This window comes from Kitasatospora setae KM-6054 (assembly GCF_000269985.1).
Lineage (GTDB): Bacteria > Actinomycetota > Actinomycetes > Streptomycetales > Streptomycetaceae > Kitasatospora > Kitasatospora setae.
This window is the reverse complement of record NC_016109.1, coordinates 3,145,333-3,168,870: the sequence shown is the minus strand read 5'-3', so window position 1 is coordinate 3,168,870 and position 23,538 is coordinate 3,145,333. Positions and strand designations below refer to the sequence as shown.

Here is a 23,538-nt window from a genome sequence, read left to right as displayed (position 1 = left end):
CGCTATCCTGGCCGCATGCTGACCATCACCCGAGAACTGCGCGACCGGATCGTCGCCCACTCCCGCGCCGACCACCCGGACGAGGCGTGCGGCGTGATCGCCGGACCGGCCGGCACCGGGCGCCCCGAGCGGTTCATCCCGATGCTCAACGCGGCCCGCTCGCCCACCTTCTACGAGTTCGACTCCGGCGACCTGCTGAAGCTCTACCGCGAGATGGACGACCTCGACGAGGAGCCGGTGGTGATCTACCACTCGCACACCGCGACCGAGGCGTACCCCTCCCGCACCGACGTGAGCTACGCCTCCGAGCCGTTCGCCCACTACGTCCTGGTCTCCACCGCCGAGGGCACCGGCGAGGAGGACCCCTACCAGTTCCGCTCGTTCCGCATCGTGGACGGTGTGATCACAGAGGAAGACGTCGAGGTGGTCGAGGGCTACCGGGTCTGACCCCCGTTGCCCGGCGACGGGCCGGTCCGCAGCGCGTCCACGCGGCGGAACGGCCCGTTTTCTCATGCCTCGGAACGCTTCCGACCGGATGCCGAGACGCGCATGTCAAAGGGGGGTCGGGAATCTATACGATGAGTCCATGCGTTCCGTCGATGTGAGCAATCAGGCCCCAGGCACCCGCCTCGTGGCGCGCCTGCACGTCGACCTGTGCCGGCTCGCCAGCGCGATCTGTCCCGGCAGCGCCGCGTAACCGACCGGCGGCACCGACCGGCGGTCCGGACAGCACCGCCAGACCGCCAGCACGGCCCCGACGCCCCGGGGTCCTCCCCCCTGCCGCGCCCCGCCCGGCCCGGCACCCGAAACCACTCCCACAGGAGCGCAGCCATGGCCATCGAGGTCCGCATCCCGACCATCCTCCGTACCTACACCGACGGCGCCAAGGCCGTCGACGGCAACGGCGCCGACCTCGGGGAGCTCTTCACCGACCTCGACTCCCGGCACCCCGGCATCGCCGCCCGGCTGCTGGACGGCGGCGAGCTGCGCCGCTTCGTCAACGTCTACCTGAACGACGAGGACGTCCGCTTCCTGGACGGCATCTCCACCGCGCTCTCCGACGGCGACAGCGTCACCATCCTCCCGGCCGTGGCCGGCGGTATGAAGTAATGCGCTACGACAGCCCGATCGAGGCCATCGGCAACACGCCCCTGGTGCGGTTGCCGAGGCTCTCGGCCGGCGTCCCCGGGAACGAGGACGGCCGGGTCACGCTCTGGGCGAAGCTGGAGGACCGCAACCCGACCGGCTCGATCAAGGACCGCCCGGCGCTGCGCATGATCGAGCGCGCCGAGGCGGAGGGCCGGCTCACCCCGGGCTGCACCGTCCTGGAGCCCACCAGCGGCAACACCGGCATCTCGCTCGCCATGGCGGCCAAGCTCAAGGGCTACCGGATGGTCTGCGTGATGCCGGAGAACACCAGCGAGGAGCGCCGCGAGCTGCTCCGGATGTGGGGCGCGGAGATCATCCCCTCGCCCGCCGCCGGCGGCTCCAACACCGCGGTGCGGATCGCCAAGGAGATCGCCGCCGAGAACCCCGACTGGGTGATGCTCTACCAGTACGGCAACCCGGACAACGCGGGCGCGCACTACGCCACCACCGGCCCGGAGATCCTCGCCGACCTGCCCACCGTCACCCACTTCGTGGCCGGCCTGGGCACCACCGGCACCCTGATGGGCATCGGCCGCTACCTGCGCGAGAAGGTCCCCGGCGTGCAGATCGTCGCCGCCGAGCCCCGCTACGACGACCTGGTCTACGGCCTGCGCAACCTGGACGAGGGCTTCGTCCCCGAGCTGTACGACGCCGAGGTGCTCACCACCCGCTTCTCGGTCGGCTCCGCCGACGCCGTCACCCGCACCCGCGAGCTGCTCCAGCAGGAGGGCATCTTCGCGGGCGTCTCCACCGGCGCGGTCGCGCACGCCGCGATCGGGGTGGCCCGAAAGGCCGCCAAGGCCGGCGAGCGGGCGGACGTGGTGTTCGTGGTCGCCGACGGCGGCTGGAAGTACCTGTCCACCGGCATCTACACCGCCGAGACCACCGAGGCGGCGGTCGAGGCACTGCAGGGCCAGCTCTGGGCCTGACCCCGAGCGAGCGGCACCCACGGCGCGGCACCCCGGACGGGGGCCGCGCCGTCCGTGTGTCCGCGCCGCCCGTAGGTCCGATCAGCAGCTCGTCGGACCGCTGTGACCTCGCGGTATTTGTCCGTTCCACGTGACCGGTTCGTCACGGAACGGCCACCGCGCGGGGCGCGCCCCGGCCGCCGGCCGGGCGGGCCGCCAGGCTGGCGGCGCACCACTGGTACGCCGTCATCCCGGAGGAGGGCGCGATGCCCGGCCGAGAGCTCTGGTCCTACGTCGAGATCGCCCGGCACATCAACGTGCGGGCCGAGACCGTCCGCAACTACAAACGGCACGGACTGCTGCCCGAACCCGACGAGACCGACCGGGCCGGGCACCCCCGCTGGTACCCGGAGACCATCCACGACTGGGCCCGGGCCCGCCCCGGACGGCGGTAGCGGGCCGTTCGAACGCCCCCGCCCCGTCCTGGTGATTCCGCCCACAGCCCGGCACGGGAGAGGGGGCAAAGTGCCGCCCGGCCCTTACCCTCGACAGTCAAAGCACCGACGGAGTCGCAAGAACCCCGCCCCGCCCGCAGGCGGTGCGGACTGCCGCGGACGATGGCCCGACGGGGCGGGAAGGGCTCGGCATGAAACTGACCGTGGTGGGGTGCTCGGGGAGCTTCCCGTCCGTGGACTCCCCGTGCTCCAGCTACCTGGTGGAGCACGACGGCTACCGGCTCGTCGTCGACCTCGGCAACGGCGCGCTCGGCGCGCTGCAGAAGTACACCGGCCTGTACGAGGTGGACGCGATCCTGCTCAGCCACCTGCACGCCGACCACTGCGTCGACCTGTGCGCCTACTGGGTGGCCCGCAACTACCGGGTCGAGGGCTGTCCCGCGCCGCTGCCGGTGCACGGCCCGGCCGGCACCGCCGAGCGGCTCGCCCGGGCCTACGACATGCCGGAGAAGCCCGGCATGACCGAGGTCTTCGACTTCCGCGACCTGAGCGACGGCGCCCGCCTGGCGCTCGGCCCGTTCACCGTCACCGCCGCCCGGGTCAACCACCTGGACTGCGAGGCGTACGGCTTCCGGATCGAGGCCGGCGGCCGCAGCCTGGTCTACTCCGGCGACACCGGGGTCTGCCCCGACCTGGTCGAACTCGCGCGCGGCACCGACCTGTTCCTGTGCGAGGCGGCCTACACGGACGGCAAGGAGACCTTCGACTCGATCCACCTCAACGGCACCCAGGCCGGCCGGCACGCCGCCGCCGCCGGGGCCGGCCGCCTGGTGCTCACCCACATCCCGCCGTGGACCGACCCGGAGCGCAACCGCCGCGACGCCGCCGCCGCCTACCCGGGACCGGTCGAACTGGCCCGCCCCGGGGCCGTCTACGAGCTCTGACCGCGAGCGCCGGCTACGCGCTCCGGACCGGCGTCAGCCAGTGCCGGTACCGGGCGTCGGCCCCGCTGGTCGCGGCCCGGTACGCCTGCGCCAGCCGCTTGGTCAACTCGCCCTCGGCGGACGGTAGTTCGCGGTTGTCCAGGGAGGCCACCGGGACGACGCCGGCCGCCGTTCCGGAGACGAACACCTCGTCCGCCGCGTACAGGTCCGAACGCAGCAGGTTCTCCACCCGCACCTCGACGCCCAGGTCCCGGGCCAGGGTCAGCAGGGTGTCCTGGGTGATCCCCTCCAGGGCGCCCGCGCTGCCCGGGGGCGTGCGCAGCACCCCGTCGCGGACCGCGAACACGTTCTCCGAACTGCACTCGCTGACCGAGCCGTCCGGCGCCAGCAGCAGCGCCTCGTCGAAGCCCGCGTCGCTCGCCTCCCGCCGGGCCAGCGCCGAGTTGAGGTACGGGCCGGTGGCCTTCGCCGCCGGGGGAACGGAGTTGGGGTCGGTCCGCCGCCAACTGCTGGTCATCAGCCGCAGCCCGCGCTCCGCCGCCAGGTAGGCCGGCCAGTCCCAGGAGGCGATCGACACGCTGGTGGGGGAGTGCCGCATGTCCAGCCCCATCGAGCCGTAGCCCAGGAACGCCAAGTGCCGCAGGTAGCACGAGCGGTGGCCGTTCGCCGCCACCAGCTCGACCGTGGCGGCCGCCAAATCCTGCTGCTTGTAGGGGAGTTCGATGCGCAGCATGCGGGCGCTGCGCTCCAGCCGGGCCAGGTGCTCGTCCAGCCGGAACACCGCCGGGCCGTCGGCCGTCTCGAACACCCGGGTGCCCTCCAGCACGCCGGTGCCGTAGTGCAGCGCGTGCGTCAGCACGTGGACCCGGGCCTCCCGCCAGGGCACCAGCGCGCCGTCGAACCAGATCACGGAAGACTCGTCGATCGCCATGCCGCCCATCCTTCGCGGCGCGGCCCGCCCCGCGAAGGCCCCGGGCCGCGCCGGATCAGGCCATGGCCGCCACCGGAGCCGCCGTCTCACATGCCGGGCCGGCGCCGGACGCCCCCTCGCGGCCCGGGGCCGGACGCCGTCTCGGATGCTGAAAAGCCGCCGTCCGGCCCGCGCCGCGGGCCTAGGCTCCGGAAGGATGGAGACCAGCACCGCCCTGTACGCCCGACTGCTCGCCGAACCCGGCCGGTCGCTTGGCTCCCTGCGGGACGAACTCGACTGCGGGGAGCAGGAGTTCGAGCAGGCACTGGACGAGCTGCGCGGCCTCGGGCTGCTGCGGTCCGCCACGGCGGCGGGCGGGCCGGCCGGCGGGGTCGCCGCCGTCTCGATCGACACCGCCGTCCGCCGGCTGCTCGCCGACTCCGACCGGCGCTTCGCCGAGCTGCTCGGCGAGGCCCGCCGCACCCACGAGCGGGTCGAGCGGCTGCACGCCCGCTACCTGCCGCTGCGGACCGGCAGCGCGCACGAGCTGGTCCGCGGCGCCGACCGGGTCACCGCGCTGCTGGAGGACGCCGCCCGGGGCGCCCGGACCGAGGCGCTGTCGCTGCGGCCCGGCCAGGACCAGTCCGAGAGCGGCCTGGCCGAGAAGCTCGCCCGGGAGCGGATCGCGCTGGCCCACCGGGTCGCGCTGCGCACCATCTACCCGGCCGCGGCCCTGCACCAGGGCCCGGTGCTGGCCCACGTCCAGGCGCTGACCGCGGCCGGCGCGCTGATCCGGGTCGCGCACACCCTGCCGCTGTGGCTGATCGTCGTCGACGCGGGCCTGGCGGTGCTGCCCGCGCCCGGGGAGCCGCCGGGCAGCGCGGCGGTGGTGGTCCGCGACCCGGCGGTGGTCGGCGTGGTCCGCGAGCTGTTCGAGCACTTCTGGGCGTCCAGCTGGGTCCCGCCGGAGCTGCTCGGCCGCACCACCCCCGACGACCGGCACCGCGAGGTGCTGCGGCTGCTCGCGGCCGGCCTCACCGACCAGGCGATCGGCCGCAAGCTGGAGATCTCCGACCGCACGGTGCGCCGCCTGGTCGCCGACCTGACCGCGGCGCTGGGCGCGCAGTCGCGCTTCCAGGCGGGCGTCCACGCGACCCGGCTGGGCTGGATCTGAGCGGCGGCTACCCGTCCTCGAAGCCGTCGTCGTCGCCGCGCCCCGGCGTCCTCAGGTCGAACCGGACGATGACGAAGCGGAACAGCAGGTAGTAGACCGCGGCGAAGCACAGCCCGACCGGGACGATCAGCCAGGGTTTGGTGGCCAGGTTCCAGTTCAGCGCGTAGTCGATGGCGCCGGCGGAGAAGGTGAAGCCGTCGTGGACGCCGAGCGCCCAGGTGAGGGCCATCGAGATGCCGGTGAGCACGGCGTGGATGCCGTACAGCACGGGCGCGATGAACAGGAAGGAGAACTCGATCGGCTCGGTGATGCCGGTGACGAAGGAGGTCAGGGCGAGCGAGAACATCATGCCGAGCACGGCCCGGCGGCGTTCGGGGCGGGCGCAGTGCGCGATGGCGAGGGCGGCGGCGGGCAGGCCGAACATCATGATCGGGAAGAAGCCGGTCATGAACTGGCCGGCGTCCGGGTCGTGCTGGAAGAAGCGGGTCTGGTCGCCGAGGACGGTGTGGCCGTCGGGGGTGGTGAAGCGGCCGGCCTGCTGCCAGAAGAAGGTGTTGGCGAACTGGTGCAGGCCGAACGGCAGCAGGCCCCGGTTGATCAGGCCGAACAGTCCGGCGCCGAGCGGGCCGAGGCCGATCGCCCAGCTGCTGAAGGCGTCGACCACGCTGCCGATCGGGCCCCAGCACAGGCCGAAGAACACGCCCAGCGCGGTGCCGACGAACGCCATCACGATCGGGACCAGCCGCCGCCCGTTGAAGAAGCCCAGCCAGTCGACCAGCCGGGTGCGGTGCAGCCGCTGCCAGAGGATCGCGGAGAGCAGGCCGACCACCACGCCGCCGAGCACCCCGGGGTCCTGGTAGGTGGCGGGGACGTCCCGGCCGGGCAGCGGCAGGTAGTCGGTCTTCGGGAAGGCGGTGAGCACCTGGTGGTAGGTGAGGAAGCCGACCATGGCGGCGAGCGCGGTGGAGCCGTCGGACTTCTTGGCGTAGCCGATCGCGATGCCGACGCAGAACAGCAGCGGCATCCAGTCGAAGACGGCGTGGCCGGAGGCGGAGAAGACCTGGGCGAGCCTGGTCCAGCCCAGGCCCTCGTCGCCGAAGACGTCCTCCTTGCCGAGCCGCAGCAGGATGCCGGCGGCCGGCAGCACGGCGATCGGGAGCTGGAGGCTGCGGCCGATCTTCTGGAGGGACGCGAAGATCCGGGAGCGCAGCTCCCGTCCGCCCGGTGCCGCCGCGGGTCGAGGGTCCTGCGCGGTCGTACTCATAGCGGTGGTTCCTCACGGCAGCGCGATCCTGGTCTAGACCACTCAGGGTCTCGTCCAGCTTTCTAGCACGCGCCGAACGGGCACCGGAACCCTTCCAGGGCGGCGGGGGGCAAGCGCCGCTGAATCGAAACCTTCGGAGGATTGACGCCCGGTCAACCTGCCTGGTGAAGACCCCTTTTGATCCGCCGGACAACAAAAACGCGCCCCCGGCCGGGAGGGTCCTCCCGCCGGGGGCGCGGTGCGCGGCGCCGGGCCGCCCGCCTGGGGTCAGGCCTTGGTCACGTCCTCGATCTCGTCGTCGTCCTCGCGACCCGGGGTCTTCAGGTCGAACTTGACGATGATGAAGCGGAACAGGACGTAGTAGACCACCGCGAAGCACAGGCCGATCGGGATGATCAGCCACGGTTTCGTGGCCAGGCTCCAGTTGATGGCGTAGTCGAGCAGGCCGGCCGAGAAGCTGAAGCCGTCGTGGACGCCCAGCCCCCACGTCACCGCCATCGACACACCGGTCAGCACGGCGTGCACGGCGTACAGCAGCGGGGCCACGTAGGCGAAGGAGTACTCGATCGGCTCGGTGACGCCGGTGACGAAGGAGGTCAGCGCGACCGAGGTCATCAGGCCGTAGATCTCCTTGCGCCGGTGCGGCTTGGCGGCGGCCGCGATGGCCATCGCCGCGGCGGGCAGCGCGAACATCATGATCGGGAAGAAGCCCGAGGTGAACTGGCCGGCCGTCGGGTCGCCCGCCAGGAAGCGGTTGATGTCACCGTTGACCACCGTGCCGTCCGGCTTGGTGTAGTCGCCGAACTGGAACCAGACGAAGGTGTTCAGCAGCTGGTGCATGCCGATCAGCAGCAGGGCGCGGTTGGCGAGGCCGAAGATGCCGGAGCCGATCGCGTCCAGGTCGGAGAGCCACTTGGAGAAGTCGGTCAGGCCGTTGCCGATCGGCGCCCAGATCCACACCATCAGCGAGCCGAAGGCGAGGCCGACCAGCGCGGTGATCATCGGGACCAGGCGGCGGCCGTTGAAGAAGCCCAGCCAGTCGACCAGCCTGACCCGGTGGAAGCGCACCCACAGCCAGGCCGAGAAGAGGCCCATCGAGATGCCGCCGAGCACGCCCGGGTTCTGGAAGTCGGCGGCCACCGCCTTGTCGGCGGTGAAGTCGATGCAGACGTTGCCCTTGAGCGAGGAACCGGTCGGGCAGTCCTCCGGGAACGCCTGCAGGACGGAGTAGTAGACCAGGAAGCCGGCCACCGCGGCGAGCGCGGTGGAGCCGTCCGCCTTCTTCGCCATGCCGATCGCCACGCCGATGCAGAACAGCAGCGGCAGGCCGAGCGCCGAGTTGAGCAGCGCGCCACCGGCGGCGCCGATCGCGGCGGCGACCTTGTCCCAGCCGAGGCCGTCGGCGCCGAAGATGTCCGGCTGGCCGAGGCGGTTCAGGATGCCCGCGGCGGGCAGGACGGCCACCGGCAGCTGGAGGCTGCGGCCCATCTTCTGCAAGCCGCCGTAGAAGGTGTGCCACCACGTGGACTGGTGCGCCGTGGCGCCTGGTGAACTCATCGTCGGCCCTCCGCTGCCGTTCCCTTGCCCGTTCGGGGTTCATCCGTGCGCGAGGCCAGGAACACCGGCGGACCGTCCTGCGTTGTCCCGAGTACACCTAGAATTGGTGTAGACCATTTTTGGGACAGTGGCGGTGCCGGGTTCGAGAACCCGATGATCGTCATCCTCCGGCGGCCCTCGCGACGGCCGCGCGCGGAGATAGCCCGAAAGTGGACTAACGTGGCATATCGGTCGGAACCGGGTGATGCTGGTCGCGTCGTCGGAAGGCGCGGCAGACTGATCCCGGGTCACCTCCGGCCGGCACCACCGCACACCGCAGGACGGCACCCGGCGACCGACCGCCGAAGCGCCGAGACAGAGGGAGTAAAGACCATGGCCAGCAAGGCTGAGAAGATCGTCGCCGGTCTCGGCGGAATCGAGAACATCGACGAGGTCGAGGGCTGCATCACCCGGCTGCGCACCGAGGTCCACGACGCCTCCAAGGTCGACGAGGCGGCGCTCAAGGCGGCCGGCGCGCACGGCGTGGTGAAGATGGGCACGGCCATCCAGGTCGTCATCGGCACCGACGCCGACCCGATCGCCGCCGAGATCGAGGACATGATGTGAGCTGAGCCTCCCCGCAGGCGCGCTCCACCCCGCACGGCCCGCCCGCCGGAGACCACCGGCCCGGCGGGCCGCCGCACGTGCGCCCCCGCCGGGCCCCGGCCGCCGACCCGATACGCTCGGACCATGTCTCGCATCGACGGCCGCACCCCCGACCAGCTCCGCCCCGTCACCATCGAACGGAACTGGAGCAAGCACGCCGAAGGCTCCGTCCTGGTCTCCTACGGCGACACCAAGGTGCTGTGCACCGCCAGCGTCACCGAAGGCGTCCCGCGCTGGCGCAAGGGCAGCGGCGAGGGCTGGGTCACCGCCGAGTACGCCATGCTGCCCCGGGCCACCAACACCCGCGGCGACCGCGAGTCCGTCCGCGGCAAGATCGGCGGACGTACCCACGAGATCAGCCGCCTGATCGGCCGCTCGCTGCGCGCCGTCATCGACCACCGGGCGCTCGCCGAGAACACCATCGTGCTCGACTGCGACGTCCTCCAGGCCGACGGCGGCACCCGCACCGCCGCCATCACCGGCGCGTACGTCGCCCTGGTCGACGCGGTCTCCTGGGCGCGCGAGAAGAAGCTGCTGCGCGCCAAGGGCCAGCCGATCACCGGCGGTGTCAGCGCCGTCAGCGTCGGCATCATCGACGGCGTCCCGATGCTCGACCTCCGCTACGAGGAGGACGTCCGGGCCGAGACCGACATGAACATCGTCTGCACCTCCGACGGCCGCTTCGTCGAGGTCCAGGGCACCGCCGAGGGCGCGCCCTTCGACCGCGACCTGCTCAACCAGCTGCTCGACCTCGGCAGCCTGGGCTGCGCCGAGCTGGACGAGATCCAGCGCAAGGCGCTGGAGGTCTAGGAACCGGCAGGGGCTGAACGGCCGTCAGAGGGGGAGGAAGCGGGTCCGCGCGTGCTGTACAGGCGCGCGGGCCGGGCCTTAACGTTCGGGGTGAGCCCGCACACCCTCCCGGAGGACTCGCCGATGCAGCAGGTTTCGAGCTTCAACCGCACCACCGTGCTCGCCGTCGCGGCGCTCGCGCTGGTGCTCCCGCTGAGCGCGGTCAGCTGCTCGGCCGCGGAGAAGGCGCTCAGCTGCGCGAACACCGCCGTGCAGGTCGGTACGCACGTGACCCAGCTCGGCCAGGCGTACAACAACGCGGACCAGGACCCGGCCGCCGCCGGGCAGGCGCTGCAGAACCTCAAGGGCGACCTGGACAAGATCGGGCGCAACTCCAGCGACGCCGACCTCGCCAAGGCCGTCACCGACATGCAGACCCAGATCGACAACGTGCAGAAGGCCGTCGACGGCAACCAGGTGCCCGACCTCGGGCCGCTGGGCAGCGCGGCCGGGCGGCTCAGCAAGGTGTGCACCGGCTGACCGGGGGCGCGGCACTAGGCTGGGGGCCATGACCAAGCGACTCGTTCTCGCCACCCGCAACCAGCACAAGGTCGCCGAGCTGCGCGACATCCTCGGCGCGGCCGGACTGGACGTCGAACTGGTCGGCGCGGACGCCTTCCCCGAGGTGCCCGACGTGCCGGAGACCGGGGTCACCTTCGCCGAGAACGCGCTGCTCAAGGCGCACGCGCTGGCGAAGGCGACCGGGCTGCCGGCCGTCGCCGACGACTCCGGGCTGTGCGTGGACGTGCTGGGCGGGGCGCCCGGGATCTTCTCCGCGCGGTGGGCCGGGCGGCACGGCGACGACCGGGCCAACCTGGACCTGCTGCTCGCCCAGCTCGGCGACATCGCCGCCGAGCACCGGGCCGCGTCCTTCGCCTGCGCCGCCGCGCTCGCGCTGCCGGACGGCACCGAGCGGGTGGTCGAGGGCCGGTTGCACGGCACCCTGCGCACCGAGCCGGCCGGCGCCAACGGCTTCGGCTACGACCCGGTCCTGCAGCCGCTCGGCGAGAGCCGGACCTGCGCCGAGCTGACCGCCGACGAGAAGAACGCGATCAGCCACCGCGGCCAGGCGTTCCGCTCGCTCGCGCCGGTGGTCGCCGAACTGCTCGGCTGAGCGGGGGACGTACGCGCGAAGGCCCGCCCCGGGTGAACCGGGGCGGGCCTTCGCACGCGTGCAACGCCGGTGCGGCCTGAGGGACTCGAACCCTCACGAGATCTCTCTCACGGGCACCTAAAACCCGGGCGTCTGCCAATTCCGCCAAGACCGCCGATACGTGACGTCCGCCATGCTACTGGCCCGTCGCGCGGGCGTGCACCACCCTTTCGGGCGGCGGTTCGGGGTGTCCTGGCTTGTTCAAGAGTTGGTACAGACCTATTGACCGGTGTGGTCCAGACCACGTACGTTCGCGCCGATCCGCGGAAAACCGGGCCCCGGCGGTGCGCACCGGCCGGGCCCGGGCACGTCATTCCTCCCCCACGGCGTCCGGTCCCCCTGCCGGGCGCGAGCATTGGAGCGACCCATGCCCGAACGCGCCACAGCCGCGCGCTCCGCCGACCGATCCGCCGCCCGACCGGGCCGGCGCCCGCTGAAGGCCGGCACCGCGCTGGCGACCGCGACCGCCCTGGTGGCCGGAGCCGCCGGACTGGTCACCATGATCAGCGGCGCCTCCTCGGCCGCCACCGTCAACCTGCTCGCCAACGGCGACTTCGAGAGCGGCACGCTGACCGGCTGGAACTGCTCGGCCGGCCTCGGCTCGATCACCTCCACCGCCCCGCACGGCGGCACCAAGGCGCTGCAGGCCGCCGCCTCCGCGTCCGACACCGCGCAGTGCTCGCAGGCCGTCGCCGTCAGCCCGAACACCACGTACAGCCTGAGCGGCTGGCTGAAGGGCAACTACACCTACCTCGGCGTCACCGGCACCGGCACCACCGACACCAACTCCTGGGGCTCCAGCGCCGACTGGGCCAACCGCAGCACCACCTTCACCACCGGCGCCGCCACCACCTCGGTGACGGTCTACACCCACGGCTGGTACGGCCAGGGCACCTACTACGCGGACGACCTGGTCCTCACCGGGCCGGGTGGGTCCGGCTCCGGCAGCCCGTCGGCGAGCGCGAGCGCGAGCACCAGCGCGAGCCCGAGCACCAGCGCCAGCACCTCCCCCTCGGCCTCGGCCTCCGCTTCGCAGAGCGCCTCGCCGTCGGCGAGCGCCTCGCAGAGCGGGACGCCGGGCGGCGACGGGGTGGTGACCACGCCGACCGGGCTGACCGCGAGCGTGTCGGGCACCTCGGTGACGCTGAAGTGGAACGCCTCGACCGACAACGCGCAGAACGGCAACAGCGCGGTCTACCGGATCTTCACCGGCGGCACCACCAACCAGACGGCGACCTCGATGGGCACCGCGGTGACCGTCTCCTCGCTGCTGCCGAACACCTCGTACAGCTTCACCGTGCAGGGCTACGACAAGGACGGCCACAGCAGCGGGTTCACCGCGCCGGTGACCGTGACCACCGGGGCGGCGCCGACCGGCGCGGTGAAGTCGGCGTACTTCGCGCAGTGGGGCATCTACGGGAACAAGTACTACCCGTCGACGATGGCCGCGACCGGCGCGGCGAGCGGGCTGAACACGATGACCTACGCGTTCGCCAACATCAACCCGTCGACGCTGAGCTGCTTCGAGACCATCAAGGCCGCGGACACCAACGACAACAACCCGAACGCCGGCGACGGCGCGGGCGACGCGTTCGCGGACTACCAGAAGGGCTACACCGCGGACATCGCGGTGGACGGCACCACCGACGCCTGGACCCAGCCGCTGAAGGGCAACTTCAACCAGCTGCGCGAGCTCAAGGCGAAGTACCCGAACCTCAAGGTCACGATGTCGCTGGGCGGCTGGACGTACTCCAAGTACTTCTCGGACGCGGCGGCCACCGACGCCTCGCGCAAGAAGCTGGTCTCCTCCTGCATCGACATGTTCATCAAGGGCAACCTGCCCTCGATCCAGGGCGACGCCACCGGCGGCACCGCCGCCGCGATGGGCATCTTCGACGGCATCGACATCGACTGGGAGTACCCGGCCTCCGCGGGCGGCCACACCGGCAACCACTACGCGGCCGCCGACACCGCCAACTTCACCGCGCTGCTGGCCGAGTTCCGCAACCAGCTGGACGCGTACGGCCAGACCGTCGGCAAGAAGTACCTGCTGACCGCCGCGCTGCCGTCCGGCCAGGACAAGATCGCGCTGCTGCAGACCGACCAGATCGGCAAGTACCTGGACTACGGCAACGTGATGTCGTACGACATGCACGGCGCCTGGGACGCGACCGGTCCGACCAACCTGCAGGACCCGCTGTACGACAGCCCGAACGACCCGAGCAACCCCGTCGCCCCGGGCACCCAGAAGTACACCGTGGACAACGCGGTGAACGCCTACCTGAACGGCGCCCCGGCGTACGGCATCAAGGGCGGCTTCCCGGCGAAGAAGCTGGTGCTGGGCGTGCCGTTCTACTTCCGCGGCTGGACCGGCGTGCCGGCCGGGTCGAACTACGGCCTGTACCAGACCGCGACCGGCCCGGCGGCGGCGCAGGGCACCAGCCAGACGGCCGGCGTGGCGTTCTGGAAGGAGCTGGCGGCGGCCGGCAAGACCACCGGCTCCTCGGTGCACTGGGACCCGACCACGCAGAGCTCGTGGATCTACGACGGCACCAACCTGTGGACCGGTGACACCCCGCAGGCCATCGCGGCGCGCGGCTCGTACGCCACCGCCAAGGGCCTCGGCGGCGTCTTCGCCTACTCGCTGGAGGCCGACGACCCGTCCGGGACCCTCGTCAACGCGATGACCGGAAGCGTGAAGTAGCGTCAACTCGACCTACGGAGGGCCGGATCGTCCGAGTGCGGACGGTCCGGCCCTTCATATCAAGTTGGTACAGACCTGTTGACGTGGATGGTCCAGACCTTTTAGGTTCGGCGGAACTTCCCCCACAGGCGCGCGGCTTCCCACGGCCGGGCGCACGACACTCCCTCCAGGAGGACCGAGTGTTGATCCGAAACAAGGCGGAGCAGCGTCCCACCGCTGCCGGCCGCCACTACAAGGGCCGCAAGGTGGCGTTCGCCGCCACCGCGGCCGCGGGTCTGGCGGGCCTGCTGATGGGCACGCTCGGCGTGGCCCCGTCCGCCGCCGCCGTCGACAACCAGGCGTGTCGCCCCGACGGCATGTACACCACGCCCGGCGTCGACGTCCCGTACTGCAACGTCTACGACACCAGCGGCCGCGAGCAGATGGGCGCCGACCACCAGCGCCGCGTCATCGGCTACTTCACCAGCTGGCGCACCGGCAAGGACGGCACGCCCGCCTACCTGGTGAACAACATCCCCTGGGACAAGGTCACCCACCTCAACTACGCGTTCGCGCACGTCGCCTCGGACAACACGCTGTCCGTGGGCACCGACGGCCCGAACAACGCCTCCACCGGGATGACCTTCCCGGGCGTGGCGGGCGCGGAGATGGACCCGGCGTACTCGTACAAGGGCCACTTCAACCTGCTCAGCAAGTTCAAGAAGCAGTACCCGAACGTCAAGACGATGGTCTCGGTCGGCGGCTGGGCCGAGACCGGCGGCTACTTCGACGACTCGGGCAGCCGGGTCAACTCGGGCGGCTTCTACTCGATGACCGTCAACGCGGACGGGTCGGTCAACCAGGCCGGCATCAACACCTTCGCGGACTCGGCCGTCACCTTCATCAAGAAGTACGGCTTCAACGGCGTCGACCTCGACTACGAGTACCCGACCTCGATGAAGGACGCGGGCAACCCGCTCGACTACACCCTCAGCAACGCCAAGCGCGCCTCCCTGATGAAGGGCTACGCCGCGCTGATGAAGACCATGCGGGAGAAGCTCGACCGGGCCTCCGCCGCCGACGGCAAGTACTACCTGCTGTCGGTCGCCGCCCCGTCCTCGGGCTACCTGCTGCGCGGCATGGAGACGTTCCAGGTCACCCAGTACCTGGACTACGTCAACATCATGTCGTACGACCTGCACGGCGCCTGGAACAAGTACGTCGGCCCGAACGCCTCGCTGTACGACGACGGCAAGGACGCCGAGCTGGCGGCCGCCAACGTGTACGGCACCTCGCAGTACGGCGGCATCGGCTACCTGAACACCGACTGGGCCGTGCACTACTTCCGCGGCGCGATGCCGGCCGGCCGGATCAACCTCGGCGTGCCGTACTACACCCGCGGCTTCCAGAACGTCCAGGGCGGCACCAACGGCCTGTGGGGCACCTCCTCCACCACCAACTGCCCGGCCGGCTCCGGCCTGACCACCTGTGGTGACGGCGCCGTCGGCATCGACAACATCTGGCACGACCTGGACACCAACGGCAAGGAGTCGCCCGCCGGCTCCAACCCGATGTGGCACGCCAAGAACCTGGAAGCGGGCGTCGTCCCGGACTACCTGTCCAAGTACGGCGTGACCGACACCGCGCTCAAGGGCACCTACACCCGCAACTACAGCTCGGCCCTGGTCGCGCCGTGGCTGTGGAACGCCGACAAGAAGGTCTTCCTCTCCACCGAGGACGACCAGTCGATCGGCGCCAAGGCCGACTACGTGGTCAACCAGGGCGTCGGCGGCGCGATGATCTGGGAGCTGGCCGGCGACTACAAGTGGGACGCCACCGCCAACGGCGGCAAGGGCGAGTACGTCCAGGGCAACACCATGACCTCGCTGCTCTACGACAAGTTCAAGTCGGCCTCGGCGTACGGCGCGACCCGCTCCACCATCGCGCTGCCGCAGCAGACCCTGCCGATCGACGTGTCCTTCACCGACTTCGCGCTGGGCGACAACAACTACCCGATCAACCCGAAGATCCACATCGTCAACAACTCGACCACCACCCTGCCGGGCGGCACCGAGTTCCAGTTCGACTACTCGGTCTCCGCGCCCAGCAACGCCGCCGACCAGTCCGGCTTCGGCTCCAAGGTGATCCGCGCCGACCACACCGGCAGCAACGTGGGCGGCCTGAAGGGCACCTACAACCGGGTCTCGCTGAAGCTCCCGACCTGGCAGACCCTGGCGCCCGGCGCCTCGGTGGACGTCGCCTTCGTCTACTACCTGCCGGTCTCCACCCCGTCCAACTGGACCGTGAACGTCGCCGGCACCCTGTACGGCATCACCGGGGACTACACCCGCGGCACCACCGCGAGCACCTCCTCGCCGTCGCCGTCCGCCTCGGTCTCGGCCTCCGCCTCGGCCTCGCAGTCCGCGTCGCCGTCGGCCTCGGCCAGCGCCTCGGCCTCCGCCTCGCAGTCGGCCTCCCCCTCGGCCTCGGCCTCCGCCTCGCAGTCGGCCTCGCCGTCCGCGTCCGCGTCGGTCACCGCCGGGACCTGCTCGGGTGCCCCGAGCTGGAGCGCCGGGACCACCTACGCCGCCGTCACCAAGGTGTCGTGGAAGGGCCACTACTACCAGAACAAGTGGTGGACCGCGGGCGAGGACCCCTCGCTGAGCGGCGCCTGGGGCGTCTGGACGGACCTCGGGGCCTGCTGAGCCTGATCCCGAGTCCATGAACGGCGGTGGCGGTCGACCCGGTCGGGGGGTCGGCCGCCACCGCTCCTTCGTGCCCGCCGCCGCTACTGGCCGACCTTGAGGTCCTTCAGCAGCTTGGCGACGTGGCCGGTCGCGCGGACGTTGTACAGCGCCCGCTCGACCTTCCCCTCCTCGTCCACCACGACCGTCGAGCGGATCACGCCCTGGTAGGTGCGGCCGTAGTTCACCTTCTCGCCGTACGCGCCGTACGCCTCCAGCACCCGGTGGTCCGGGTCGGACAGCAGGGTGACCTTCAGGTCCTCGGCCTCGCGGAACTTCCCGAGCTTCTCCGGCTTGTCCGGCGAGATGCCGATCACGTCGTAGCCGGCGCCCGCGAACACCTCCAGGTTGTCGGTGAAGTCGCAGGCCTGCTTGGTGCAGCCCGGGGTCAGCGCCGCCGGGTAGAAGTAGACGATCACCTTGCGGCCCAGGTGGTCGGCCAGCGACACCTCCTTGCCGTCGGCGTCGGGCAGGGTGAAGGCGGGGGCGGTGTCGCCCGCCTGCAGGCGCTCGCTCACAGTGCTGGATCTCCTCGGGAACGGGACGGACGGTCGTGCTCCCGGCCAACCTACTCCCGTTGGTGGGTGGCGCTGCGCGCGTCCGGCGCCGAGCTGACAGACTGTCCGGGAAGAGCGAAGTACCTAGCGGTAACAGAGAGTGGGGTGGCCCCAGTGGCAGCGAGCGGCAAGGACACGTCGGCACCGCGTACGACGGCCCAGATCGAAGCGGACATCGCCGGGACCAGGGACCGGCTCGCCGCGACCCTCGACGAGCTCGCCATGCGCGTCCACCCGGCCACCGTCGCCGCCCAGACCAAGGCCAAGGTCCGCGCCACGGTCGAGCAGAAGGCCGGCCGGGCGTACGTCGCCGCCAGCGGCGCCGTCGAGCAGGCCAAGGCGAAGTTCGTGGACGAGGACGGCCGGCCCCGGCTCGACCGGGTGGTCCCGGCCGCGCTGGTCGGCGTCGGCGTGGTGCTGCTGATCGCCTCCGCGCGGCGGCGGCGCAAGGGCTGACCGGACGGTCGCCGCCGGGCCCCGGAACCCCCTCGCCCGGGAGGTCCGGGGCCCTCGCGCGACCCCCGTCCGGTACGGTCGGGGCGTGAGCGAGAACGACACCCAGAACACGGCCGGCACCTCCGCGGACGACGACCGGCACGGGCGGCACGACCGGCTCGGGGAGAAGCTGCCGATCCGGATGCTGCACGACCGGGTCCTGGTGAAGACCGAGACCGGCGAGGGCGAGCGGCGCTCCACCGGCGGCATCCTGATCCCCGCCACCGCCGAGCTCTCCCGGCGCTGCGCCTGGGCCGAGGCGGTCGCCGTCGGCCAGAGCGTCCGCTCGGTGGAACCCGGCGACCGGGTGCTCTACGACCCCGAGGACAAGCTGGAGGTCGAGGTCCGCGGCGCCACCTACGTGCTGCTGCGCGAACGCGACCTGCACGCGGTCGCGGCCGGGCGGTTCGGCGACCTGGAGGGCTCGACCGGGCTGTACCTGTAGGGCACAGGGCGCAGGACCGGCACCGGGGCCCGGACGGGGTTCCGGGGGGAGGGGCGCCCGCGGGCGCCCCTCCTTCGTGCCCGCGCGCCCCGGTAAACCAGGTGCGCGGCGGCCCGGCGCGGGCATAGGGTGGTCGGCCGGTCGGGACGCGGCCGGTCCGAGGCGGCTGCCGGCGAGGGGGACGGGGTGCGGGGCGGGGTCTACTTGGCGGTCGCCGGCGGGGCCTTCCGCCGCTACTCCACCTACCGGGCGGCGACCTTCGCCGGACTGGTCACCAACACCGTGTTCGGGGCGATCCTCGCCTCCACCATGCTGGCGCTCTGGCACGCCAGGCCCGGCCTGGGCGGCTACGACGCCGCGCAGGCGGTCACCTACATCTGGATCAGCCAGGCGCTGCTGGTGACCGTCGCGGTCTGGGGCGGCGGCTTCCAGGACGACCTGCAGGCCCGGTTCCGCAGCGGCGACATCGCGATCGACCTCTACCGGCCGGTCGACTTCCAGGGCTGGTGGCTGGCCACCGACCTCGGCCGGGCCGCGTACCAGCTGCTGAGCCGCGGCGCGCTGCCGATGCTCGCCGGGGCGCTGATGTTCGACCTGGCGCTGCCCGCCGACCCGCTGGTCTGGGCCGAGTTCCTGCTCGCCGCCGCGTTCGCCGTGCTGGTCAGCTTCGCCCTGCGCTTCCTGGTCACCCTGACCGGCTTCTGGCTGCACGAGTCCGAGGGGGTGCGGGCCGCCATGACCGTGGTCTCGATGTTCTTCTCCGGCATGCTGCTGCCGCTCGCGCTCTTCCCCGGCGCGCTCGGCGAACTCGCCCGGGTGCTGCCCTTCTCGGCGATGGTCCAACTGCCCACCGACGTCCTGCTGCGCCGCCGCACCGGCACCGGCCTGCTCGGCCTGTACGCCTTCCAACTCGCCTGGGCCGCCGCCCTGCTGGCCCTCGGCCGGGTCGGCCAGGCGCTCGCCGTCCGCCGGGTGGTGGTCCAGGGTGGCTGAACACCCGGGCCCGCCGGGCCCGTTCGCCCCGGAGCGCACCGGCCTGCTCGCCCGGGCCGGCTGGGCGGCGCGCTGCTGGTGGCTGATCTCCGGCATGTGGGTCCGCTCGATGCTGACCTACCGGGCCTCGTTCGCGCTCAGCCTGGCCGCCAACGTCCTGGTCACCTTCCTCGACTTCGCGGTGCTGCTGCTGATGTTCTCGCACACCCACCGGCTGGCCGGCTGGACGCTGCCCGAGACCGCCTTCCTGTACGGCACCTCCTCGGTCGCGCTGGGCGCCGCCAACGTCCTGGTCGGATCGGTCGGCGGCCTCGGCGAGCGGGTCCGGGCCGGCAGCCTGGACACCATGCTGATCCGGCCCGCCCCCGCGCTGGCCCAACTCGCCGCCGAACGCTTCTCGCTGCGCCGGATCGGCCGGGTGCTGCAGGCCGGCGCCGTGCTCGCCTGGTCGCTCACCGCGCTGGACGTGCACTGGACCTGGGACCGGGTGCTGATGGTGCCCGCCCTGCTGCTCTGCGGCACGCTGATCTTCTGCGCGCTGTTCGTCGGCTGCTCCTGCGTGCAGTTCTGGTGGGGCGAGGCCGCCGAGATGCAGAACGCCGTCACCTACGGCGGCGGGACCATCCTGCAGTACCCGCCCACCGTCTTCGCCAGGGAACTCGTGGCCGGCACCGTGTTCGGCATCCCGCTGGCGTTCGTCAACTGGCTGCCCGCGCTGCACGTCCTGGACCGCCCCGACCCGCTCGGGCTGCCCGCCGGGTTCCGGTTCGCCGCGCCGCTGGCCGCCGCGCTCTGCCTGCTGGCCGCCGGACTCGCCTGGCGGGCCGGGCTGCGCGCCTACCGCTCCACCGGAAGCTGAGGAAGGACCAGCAGGATGGCGATGATCGAGGTCGAGGACGTCCGGCGGACCTTCACCGTCCGCGCCAGGACCGGCCGCTGGCGCCGCGAGAAGCGCGAGGTGCGGGCCGTCGACGGGCTCACCTTCCGCGTCGACGAGGGCGAGTGCGTCGGCTACATCGGACCCAACGGCGCCGGCAAGTCCACCACCGTCAAGATGCTCACCGGCATCCTCGTCCCCACCGGCGGCCGGCTCCGGGTGGCCGGCGTCGACCCGGCCGCCCGGCGCGCCGAACTCGCCCGCCGGATCGGCGTGGTCTTCGGCCAGCGCACCACCCTGTGGTGGGACCTGCCGCTGCGCGACAGCTACGAACTCGCCCGCCGGATCTACCGCGTCCCCGACGCCCGCTACCGCGCCAACCTCGACCGGTACGTCGAACTGCTCGACCTCGGCGACCTGCTGGACACCCCCGTCCGGCAGCTCTCGCTCGGCCAGCGGATGCGCGGCGACCTGGCCGCCGCACTGCTGCACGACCCCGCCGTGCTCTACCTCGACGAACCCACCATCGGCCTCGACACCGTCAGCAAGGCCAAGGTCCGCGAGTTCCTCCGCGAGACCAACCGGGAACGGCGCACCACCGTGCTGCTCACCACCCACGACCTCACCGACATCGAGCAGCTCTGCGACCGGGTGATGGTGATCGACCACGGCCGCCTCGTCCTGGACGGGCCGCTGGAGCGGCTGCACTCGGTCGGCGAGAGCGAGCGCACCCTGGTCGTCGACCTCGCCGAGGCGCACCCCCCGATCGACCTGCCCGGCGTCCGGGTCGCCCGCACCGAGGGCCCGCGCCAGTGGCTGGCCTTCCCCGCCCGGCAGAGCGCCGCCCCGATCGTCGCCGCCGTCGCCGAGCGCTACCCGCTGGTCGACCTCTCCGTCCGGGAGCCCGCCATCGAGGACGTGATCGCCCGGATCTACGCCGGGAGCACCCCGGTGGCGGCCGGCTGAGCGCCCCCGGCCGCCGCCGCGTCACTCGTTCGAGGGAGGAGAGTGACCAGTCGGCCGGTACGGGAGTTGACAACGCGTGACCGAGCAAGGACCGGACGTCAGCGTGGTGATCGCCGTCCACGACACCATGCCCTACCTCACCGACTGCCTGGAGTCGCTGGTCGGCCAGAGCATCGAGCGGCGGCGGATGGAAGTGGTCGCCGTCGACGACGGCTCCACCGACGGCTCCACCGAGGAGCTCGCCCGCTACGCCGCCGCCTACCCCGGGCTGTTCCGCACCGTGCGGCAGCCCGCGTCCGGCGGACCCGCCAAGCCCACCAACCGGGGCACCGAACTCGCCCGCGGCCGCTACCTGCTGTACCTCGGCGCCGACGACTGGCTCGGCCCCGAGGCGCTGGAGCGGATGGTCGACGCCGCCGACCGCTGGAACTCCGACGTGCTCATCCCCAAGCAGGTCGGCGAACACGGCCGGATCGTCCCGCAGGGCATCTTCGACCGCACCGCCGAACAGGTCGGCTTCACCGACTCCGCGCTCGCCTGGGCCCTCGGCGACACCAAGCTGTTCCGCCGCGACCTGGTCACCAACCACGGACTGCGCCGCCGCGAGGACCTGGTCATCCACTCCGACCAGCCGTTCACCCTCGGCGCGCTGCTGCACGCCCGCAAGGTCTCCGTCCTCGCCGACTACGACTACTACCACCTGGTGCTCCGGCAGGACCGCTCCAACGTCACCCACCGGGCCGGGCCGATCGACCGGCTGCGCGGCTTCACCGCCGCCCACGAGGTCCTCGACCGCGGCACCCTCCCCGGACCCGCCCGGGACGCCGTCCGCGCCCGCTACTTCAGCTGGGACGTCCCCCAACTGCTCCAGCCCCCGTTCCTCGCCGAACCGCCCGCCATGCAGCGCCGGATCGTCCAGGAGATCGGCCGGTTCACCGAACGGCACTGCTCGCCCGCCGTGTTCCGCACCCTGCCCGTCCCCGCCCGGCTGCGCCTCGCCCTGGCCCGGCGCGGCGAACTGCACGCCCTGTGCGACCTGATCGCCTGGGAACGCGACCACGGCGAACCCCCCGCCGTCCGCCGCCGCTCCCGGCTCTACGCCGACTACCCGATGTTCCGCGACCGGCACCTCGGCCTGCCCGACGCCCTCTTCGAGACCGGCCGCGCCCCCCGCCCCGACGGCTGGCGCCGCCTCGTCCCCGCACCGCTGCGCCGCGCCCGCCGAGCCCTCAAGCGCCGACTGCGCGCCGCCCGGCGGGACGGGCTGGCGGCGGCGCTGCGGGGCGCCAGGTGAGCGGCGCGGAGGGCACGGGGAGCGGTGCGGAGGGCCGGGCGGGCGGCGCGGAGGGCACGGTTTCCGCCGAACGGGCCTGGGACGTCTGCGTGGTGGGCCTCGGCAAGATCGGCCTGCCGCTGGCCGTCCAGTTCGCCGGCAAGGGCCACCTGGTCACCGGCGCCGACATCGCCCCCGAGACGGTCGCCGCCGTCAACACCGGACGCCCGCCCTTCCCGCGCGAGGCGCACCTCGCCGAACGGCTCGCCGAGACCGTCGCCGCCGGCCGGCTGCGCGCCACCACCGACACCACCGCCGCAGCCGCCGGCGCCGACGCTGTGGTGATCGTCGTCCCACTGGTCACCGACGCCGCCGGCCACCCCGACTTCGCCCTGCTGGACGCCGCCACCGACGCCGTCGCCGCCGGACTGCGCCCCGGCACCCTGGTCAGCTACGAGACCACGCTGCCGGTCGGCACCGTCCGCGGCCGCTTCGCCCGGCGGCTGGAGGCCGGCTCCGGGCTGGCCGCCGGACGGGACTTCGCGCTGGTGTTCAGCCCCGAACGGGTCCGCACCGGGCGGGTCTTCGCCGACCTGCGGCGCTATCCCAAGCTGGTCGGCGGCATCGACGGGGCGTCCACCCGGCGCGGCGCCGAGTTCTACCGGGCCGTGCTCGACTTCGACCCGCGCCCCGACCTGCCGCGCGGCAACGGCGTGTGGGAACTCTCCGGCGCGGAGGCCGCCGAGTTCGCCAAACTCGCCGAGACCACCTACCGGGACGTCAACATCGCGCTGGTCAACCAGTTCGCCCGGTACGCGGACCGGGTCGGCGTCGACCTCGCCGAGGTCGTCGACGCCTGCAACTCACAGCCCTACAGCCACCTGCACCGCCCCGGCATCGCGGTCGGCGGCCACTGCATCCCGGTCTACCCCCGGCTCTACCTGTGGAACGACCCCGGCGCCACCGTGGTGCGCGCCGCCCGCGAGGCCAACGAACTCGTCCCCGCCTACGCGGTCGGCCTGCTGGAGGGCGCGTACGGCCCGCTCACCGGCGTGCCCGTCACCGTGCTCGGCGCGTCCTACCGCGGCGGGGTCAGGGAGACCGCGTACTCCGGGGTGTTCCCGCTGGTCGAGGCGCTGCGGGCGGCCGGCGCGGAGGTCGGCGTCAGCGACCCGCTGTACGCCCCCGAGGAGCTGGCCGCGCTCGGCCTGCCGCCCGACCAGGGCAAGCCCGCCGCCGCGCTGGTCGTCCAGGCCGACCACCCCGAGTACCGGGACCTCGGCGCCGTCGACTTCCCCGGCGTCCGGGTGCTGCTCGACGGCCGGCGGGTCACCGACCCGGCGCGCTGGGAGGGCGTGCGGCGGATCGTCCTCGGCGGCGGCGGGTAGGCGGGCGGGCCGCGGGTAGGCGGGTGGCGGGCGGTGGGTAGGCGGGCGCGGCCCGTGCTCTCCGGGCGGATTCGCGGGGCGGGGGTCGTTTCGCGGGGTTCCTGTGCGA

Annotated in this window: 24 protein-coding genes and 1 tRNA gene; 20 read left to right on the top strand and 5 right to left on the bottom strand. The window is 72.4% G+C overall.

Translation table 11 applies throughout. The features are described from left to right. The first annotated feature begins 15 nt into the window (after positions 1-15). The 6 genes from KSE_RS13925 (at position 16) to KSE_RS13905 (ending at position 3,456) form a co-directional block, all read left to right on the top strand. Positions 16-447, top strand: a complete 432-nt coding sequence (locus KSE_RS13925; protein ID WP_014135952.1) for a Mov34/MPN/PAD-1 family protein — start codon at positions 16-18, stop codon at positions 445-447. Positions 448-586: 139 nt separating this feature from the next. Continuing rightward, the gene (locus KSE_RS46230; RefSeq protein WP_331457823.1) at positions 587-697 is read left to right on the top strand and encodes a putative leader peptide; all 111 of its coding nucleotides are present in this window, start codon (positions 587-589) and stop codon (positions 695-697) included. A gap of 134 nt (positions 698-831) precedes the next feature. Further along, a complete protein-coding gene (locus tag KSE_RS13920) occupies positions 832-1,110 on the top strand; it encodes a MoaD/ThiS family protein (RefSeq protein ID WP_014135950.1) in 279 nt (92 codons plus the stop codon). Beyond that, positions 1,110-2,078 (top strand): PLP-dependent cysteine synthase family protein, encoded by a 969-nt coding sequence (locus KSE_RS13915; protein WP_014135949.1) that lies wholly within the window; start codon positions 1,110-1,112, stop codon positions 2,076-2,078. The genes KSE_RS13920 and KSE_RS13915 overlap by 1 nt, the downstream gene beginning before the upstream one ends. A 245-nt stretch (positions 2,079-2,323) precedes the next feature. Further along, positions 2,324-2,512, top strand: a complete 189-nt coding sequence (locus tag KSE_RS13910; protein WP_014135948.1) for a MerR family transcriptional regulator — start codon at positions 2,324-2,326, stop codon at positions 2,510-2,512. A 191-nt stretch (positions 2,513-2,703) separates the two neighbouring features. After that, the gene (locus tag KSE_RS13905; RefSeq protein WP_014135947.1) at positions 2,704-3,456 is read left to right on the top strand and encodes an MBL fold metallo-hydrolase; all 753 of its coding nucleotides are present in this window, start codon (positions 2,704-2,706) and stop codon (positions 3,454-3,456) included. Positions 3,457-3,469: 13 nt separating this feature from the next. Here the strand turns inward: KSE_RS13905 and KSE_RS13900 are convergent, their stop codons facing one another. Beyond that, positions 3,470-4,387, bottom strand: coding sequence for a branched-chain amino acid transaminase (locus KSE_RS13900; RefSeq protein WP_014135946.1), 918 nt, complete (start codon positions 4,385-4,387; stop codon positions 3,470-3,472). Positions 4,388-4,583: 196 nt separating this feature from the next. Here KSE_RS13900 and KSE_RS13895 point away from each other — a divergent pair, with 196 nt between their 5' ends. Then, positions 4,584-5,540: a helix-turn-helix domain-containing protein gene (locus tag KSE_RS13895; RefSeq protein WP_014135945.1), complete on the top strand. Its 957-nt coding sequence runs from the start codon at positions 4,584-4,586 to the stop codon at positions 5,538-5,540. Between the two features lie 7 nt (positions 5,541-5,547). Here the strand turns inward: KSE_RS13895 and KSE_RS13890 are convergent, their stop codons facing one another. Together KSE_RS13890 and KSE_RS13885 are read right to left on the bottom strand one after the other, a co-directional pair. Continuing rightward, complete coding sequence (locus tag KSE_RS13890) at positions 5,548-6,804, bottom strand: PTS transporter subunit EIIC (RefSeq protein ID WP_014135944.1); 1,257 nt, start codon at positions 6,802-6,804, stop codon at positions 5,548-5,550. 267 nt (positions 6,805-7,071) lie between these two features. Further along, positions 7,072-8,361, bottom strand: coding sequence for a PTS transporter subunit EIIC (locus KSE_RS13885; protein ID WP_014135943.1), 1,290 nt, complete (start codon positions 8,359-8,361; stop codon positions 7,072-7,074). A gap of 153 nt (positions 8,362-8,514) precedes the next feature. Here KSE_RS13885 and KSE_RS46495 point away from each other — a divergent pair, with 153 nt between their 5' ends. The 4 genes from KSE_RS46495 to rdgB all read left to right on the top strand — a co-directional run bounded on the left by KSE_RS46495 (position 8,515) and on the right by rdgB (position 10,969). Beyond that, on the top strand, positions 8,515-8,967 hold the full coding sequence (locus KSE_RS46495) for a glucose PTS transporter subunit EIIB (protein ID WP_255518950.1): 453 nt from the start codon (positions 8,515-8,517) through the stop codon (positions 8,965-8,967). Between the two features lie 123 nt (positions 8,968-9,090). Continuing rightward, positions 9,091-9,816, top strand: coding sequence for a ribonuclease PH (rph, locus tag KSE_RS13875; RefSeq protein WP_014135941.1), 726 nt, complete (start codon positions 9,091-9,093; stop codon positions 9,814-9,816). 123 nt (positions 9,817-9,939) lie between these two features. Continuing rightward, positions 9,940-10,335, top strand: a complete 396-nt coding sequence (locus KSE_RS13870) for a hypothetical protein (protein ID WP_033258749.1) — start codon at positions 9,940-9,942, stop codon at positions 10,333-10,335. Positions 10,336-10,363: 28 nt separating this feature from the next. After that, positions 10,364-10,969 (top strand): RdgB/HAM1 family non-canonical purine NTP pyrophosphatase, encoded by a 606-nt coding sequence (rdgB, locus tag KSE_RS13865; protein WP_014135939.1) that lies wholly within the window; start codon positions 10,364-10,366, stop codon positions 10,967-10,969. Positions 10,970-11,039: 70 nt separating this feature from the next. Here rdgB and KSE_RS13860 read toward each other — a convergent pair. After that, a tRNA-Leu gene (locus tag KSE_RS13860) sits at positions 11,040-11,123 on the bottom strand. A 252-nt stretch (positions 11,124-11,375) separates the two neighbouring features. On the opposite strand from KSE_RS13860, the gene KSE_RS13855 reads away from it, so the two are divergent. Further along, complete coding sequence (locus tag KSE_RS13855; RefSeq protein WP_014135938.1) at positions 11,376-13,712, top strand: glycosyl hydrolase family 18 protein; 2,337 nt, start codon at positions 11,376-11,378, stop codon at positions 13,710-13,712. 290 nt (positions 13,713-14,002) lie between these two features. Next, positions 14,003-16,396 (top strand): chitinase C-terminal domain-containing protein, encoded by a 2,394-nt coding sequence (locus tag KSE_RS13850; protein WP_106437929.1) that lies wholly within the window; start codon positions 14,003-14,005, stop codon positions 16,394-16,396. An 83-nt stretch (positions 16,397-16,479) separates the two neighbouring features. Here the strand turns inward: KSE_RS13850 and bcp are convergent, their stop codons facing one another. Beyond that, positions 16,480-16,953, bottom strand: coding sequence for a thioredoxin-dependent thiol peroxidase (bcp, locus tag KSE_RS13845; RefSeq protein ID WP_014135936.1), 474 nt, complete (start codon positions 16,951-16,953; stop codon positions 16,480-16,482). Between the two features lie 153 nt (positions 16,954-17,106). Here bcp and KSE_RS13840 point away from each other — a divergent pair, with 153 nt between their 5' ends. From KSE_RS13840 to KSE_RS13810, 7 genes are all read left to right on the top strand, one after another. After that, entirely contained in the window at positions 17,107-17,448 is a 342-nt protein-coding gene (locus KSE_RS13840; RefSeq protein ID WP_014135935.1) for a DUF3618 domain-containing protein, read from the top strand. Positions 17,449-17,629: 181 nt separating this feature from the next. Beyond that, positions 17,630-17,932 carry a GroES family chaperonin gene (locus KSE_RS13835; RefSeq protein WP_081539853.1) on the top strand — a complete coding sequence of 101 codons (303 nt, stop codon included), beginning with the start codon at positions 17,630-17,632 and terminating at the stop codon, positions 17,930-17,932. Between the two features lie 186 nt (positions 17,933-18,118). Next, a complete protein-coding gene (locus KSE_RS13830) occupies positions 18,119-18,925 on the top strand; it encodes an ABC transporter permease (RefSeq protein ID WP_014135933.1) in 807 nt (268 codons plus the stop codon). After that, positions 18,918-19,784, top strand: a complete 867-nt coding sequence (locus KSE_RS13825) for an ABC transporter permease (RefSeq protein WP_014135932.1) — start codon at positions 18,918-18,920, stop codon at positions 19,782-19,784. Before KSE_RS13830 ends, KSE_RS13825 begins: the two co-directional genes overlap by 8 nt. A gap of 15 nt (positions 19,785-19,799) precedes the next feature. After that, positions 19,800-20,768, top strand: a complete 969-nt coding sequence (locus KSE_RS13820; RefSeq protein WP_014135931.1) for an ABC transporter ATP-binding protein — start codon at positions 19,800-19,802, stop codon at positions 20,766-20,768. Between the two features lie 76 nt (positions 20,769-20,844). Beyond that, positions 20,845-22,062: a glycosyltransferase family 2 protein gene (locus tag KSE_RS13815; protein WP_014135930.1), complete on the top strand. Its 1,218-nt coding sequence runs from the start codon at positions 20,845-20,847 to the stop codon at positions 22,060-22,062. A gap of 92 nt (positions 22,063-22,154) precedes the next feature. Further along, positions 22,155-23,429: a nucleotide sugar dehydrogenase gene (locus tag KSE_RS13810; protein WP_014135929.1), complete on the top strand. Its 1,275-nt coding sequence runs from the start codon at positions 22,155-22,157 to the stop codon at positions 23,427-23,429. The last annotated feature ends 109 nt before the right edge of the window (positions 23,430-23,538 follow it).

Coding starts and splice junctions, on each gene's coding strand:
- KSE_RS13890 (WP_014135944.1), bottom strand. CDS start 6,804: ATGAGTACGACCGCGCAGGACCCTCGACCCGCGGCGGCACCGGGCGGA.
- KSE_RS13885 (WP_014135943.1), bottom strand. CDS start 8,361: ATGAGTTCACCAGGCGCCACGGCGCACCAGTCCACGTGGTGGCACACC.
- KSE_RS46495 (WP_255518950.1), top strand. CDS start 8,515: ATGATCGTCATCCTCCGGCGGCCCTCGCGACGGCCGCGCGCGGAGATA.
- KSE_RS13895 (WP_014135945.1), top strand. CDS start 4,584: ATGGAGACCAGCACCGCCCTGTACGCCCGACTGCTCGCCGAACCCGGC.
- KSE_RS13835 (WP_081539853.1), top strand. CDS start 17,630: ATGCTGCACGACCGGGTCCTGGTGAAGACCGAGACCGGCGAGGGCGAG.
- KSE_RS13900 (WP_014135946.1), bottom strand. CDS start 4,387: ATGGCGATCGACGAGTCTTCCGTGATCTGGTTCGACGGCGCGCTGGTG.
- KSE_RS13850 (WP_106437929.1), top strand. CDS start 14,003: ATGGGCACGCTCGGCGTGGCCCCGTCCGCCGCCGCCGTCGACAACCAG.
- KSE_RS13910 (WP_014135948.1), top strand. CDS start 2,324: ATGCCCGGCCGAGAGCTCTGGTCCTACGTCGAGATCGCCCGGCACATC.
- rdgB (WP_014135939.1), top strand. CDS start 10,364: ATGACCAAGCGACTCGTTCTCGCCACCCGCAACCAGCACAAGGTCGCC.
- KSE_RS13855 (WP_014135938.1), top strand. CDS start 11,376: ATGCCCGAACGCGCCACAGCCGCGCGCTCCGCCGACCGATCCGCCGCC.
- KSE_RS13925 (WP_014135952.1), top strand. CDS start 16: ATGCTGACCATCACCCGAGAACTGCGCGACCGGATCGTCGCCCACTCC.
- KSE_RS46230 (WP_331457823.1), top strand. CDS start 587: ATGCGTTCCGTCGATGTGAGCAATCAGGCCCCAGGCACCCGCCTCGTG.
- KSE_RS13870 (WP_033258749.1), top strand. CDS start 9,940: ATGCAGCAGGTTTCGAGCTTCAACCGCACCACCGTGCTCGCCGTCGCG.
- KSE_RS13905 (WP_014135947.1), top strand. CDS start 2,704: ATGAAACTGACCGTGGTGGGGTGCTCGGGGAGCTTCCCGTCCGTGGAC.
- KSE_RS13820 (WP_014135931.1), top strand. CDS start 19,800: ATGGCGATGATCGAGGTCGAGGACGTCCGGCGGACCTTCACCGTCCGC.
- rph (WP_014135941.1), top strand. CDS start 9,091: ATGTCTCGCATCGACGGCCGCACCCCCGACCAGCTCCGCCCCGTCACC.
- KSE_RS13915 (WP_014135949.1), top strand. CDS start 1,110: ATGCGCTACGACAGCCCGATCGAGGCCATCGGCAACACGCCCCTGGTG.
- KSE_RS13920 (WP_014135950.1), top strand. CDS start 832: ATGGCCATCGAGGTCCGCATCCCGACCATCCTCCGTACCTACACCGAC.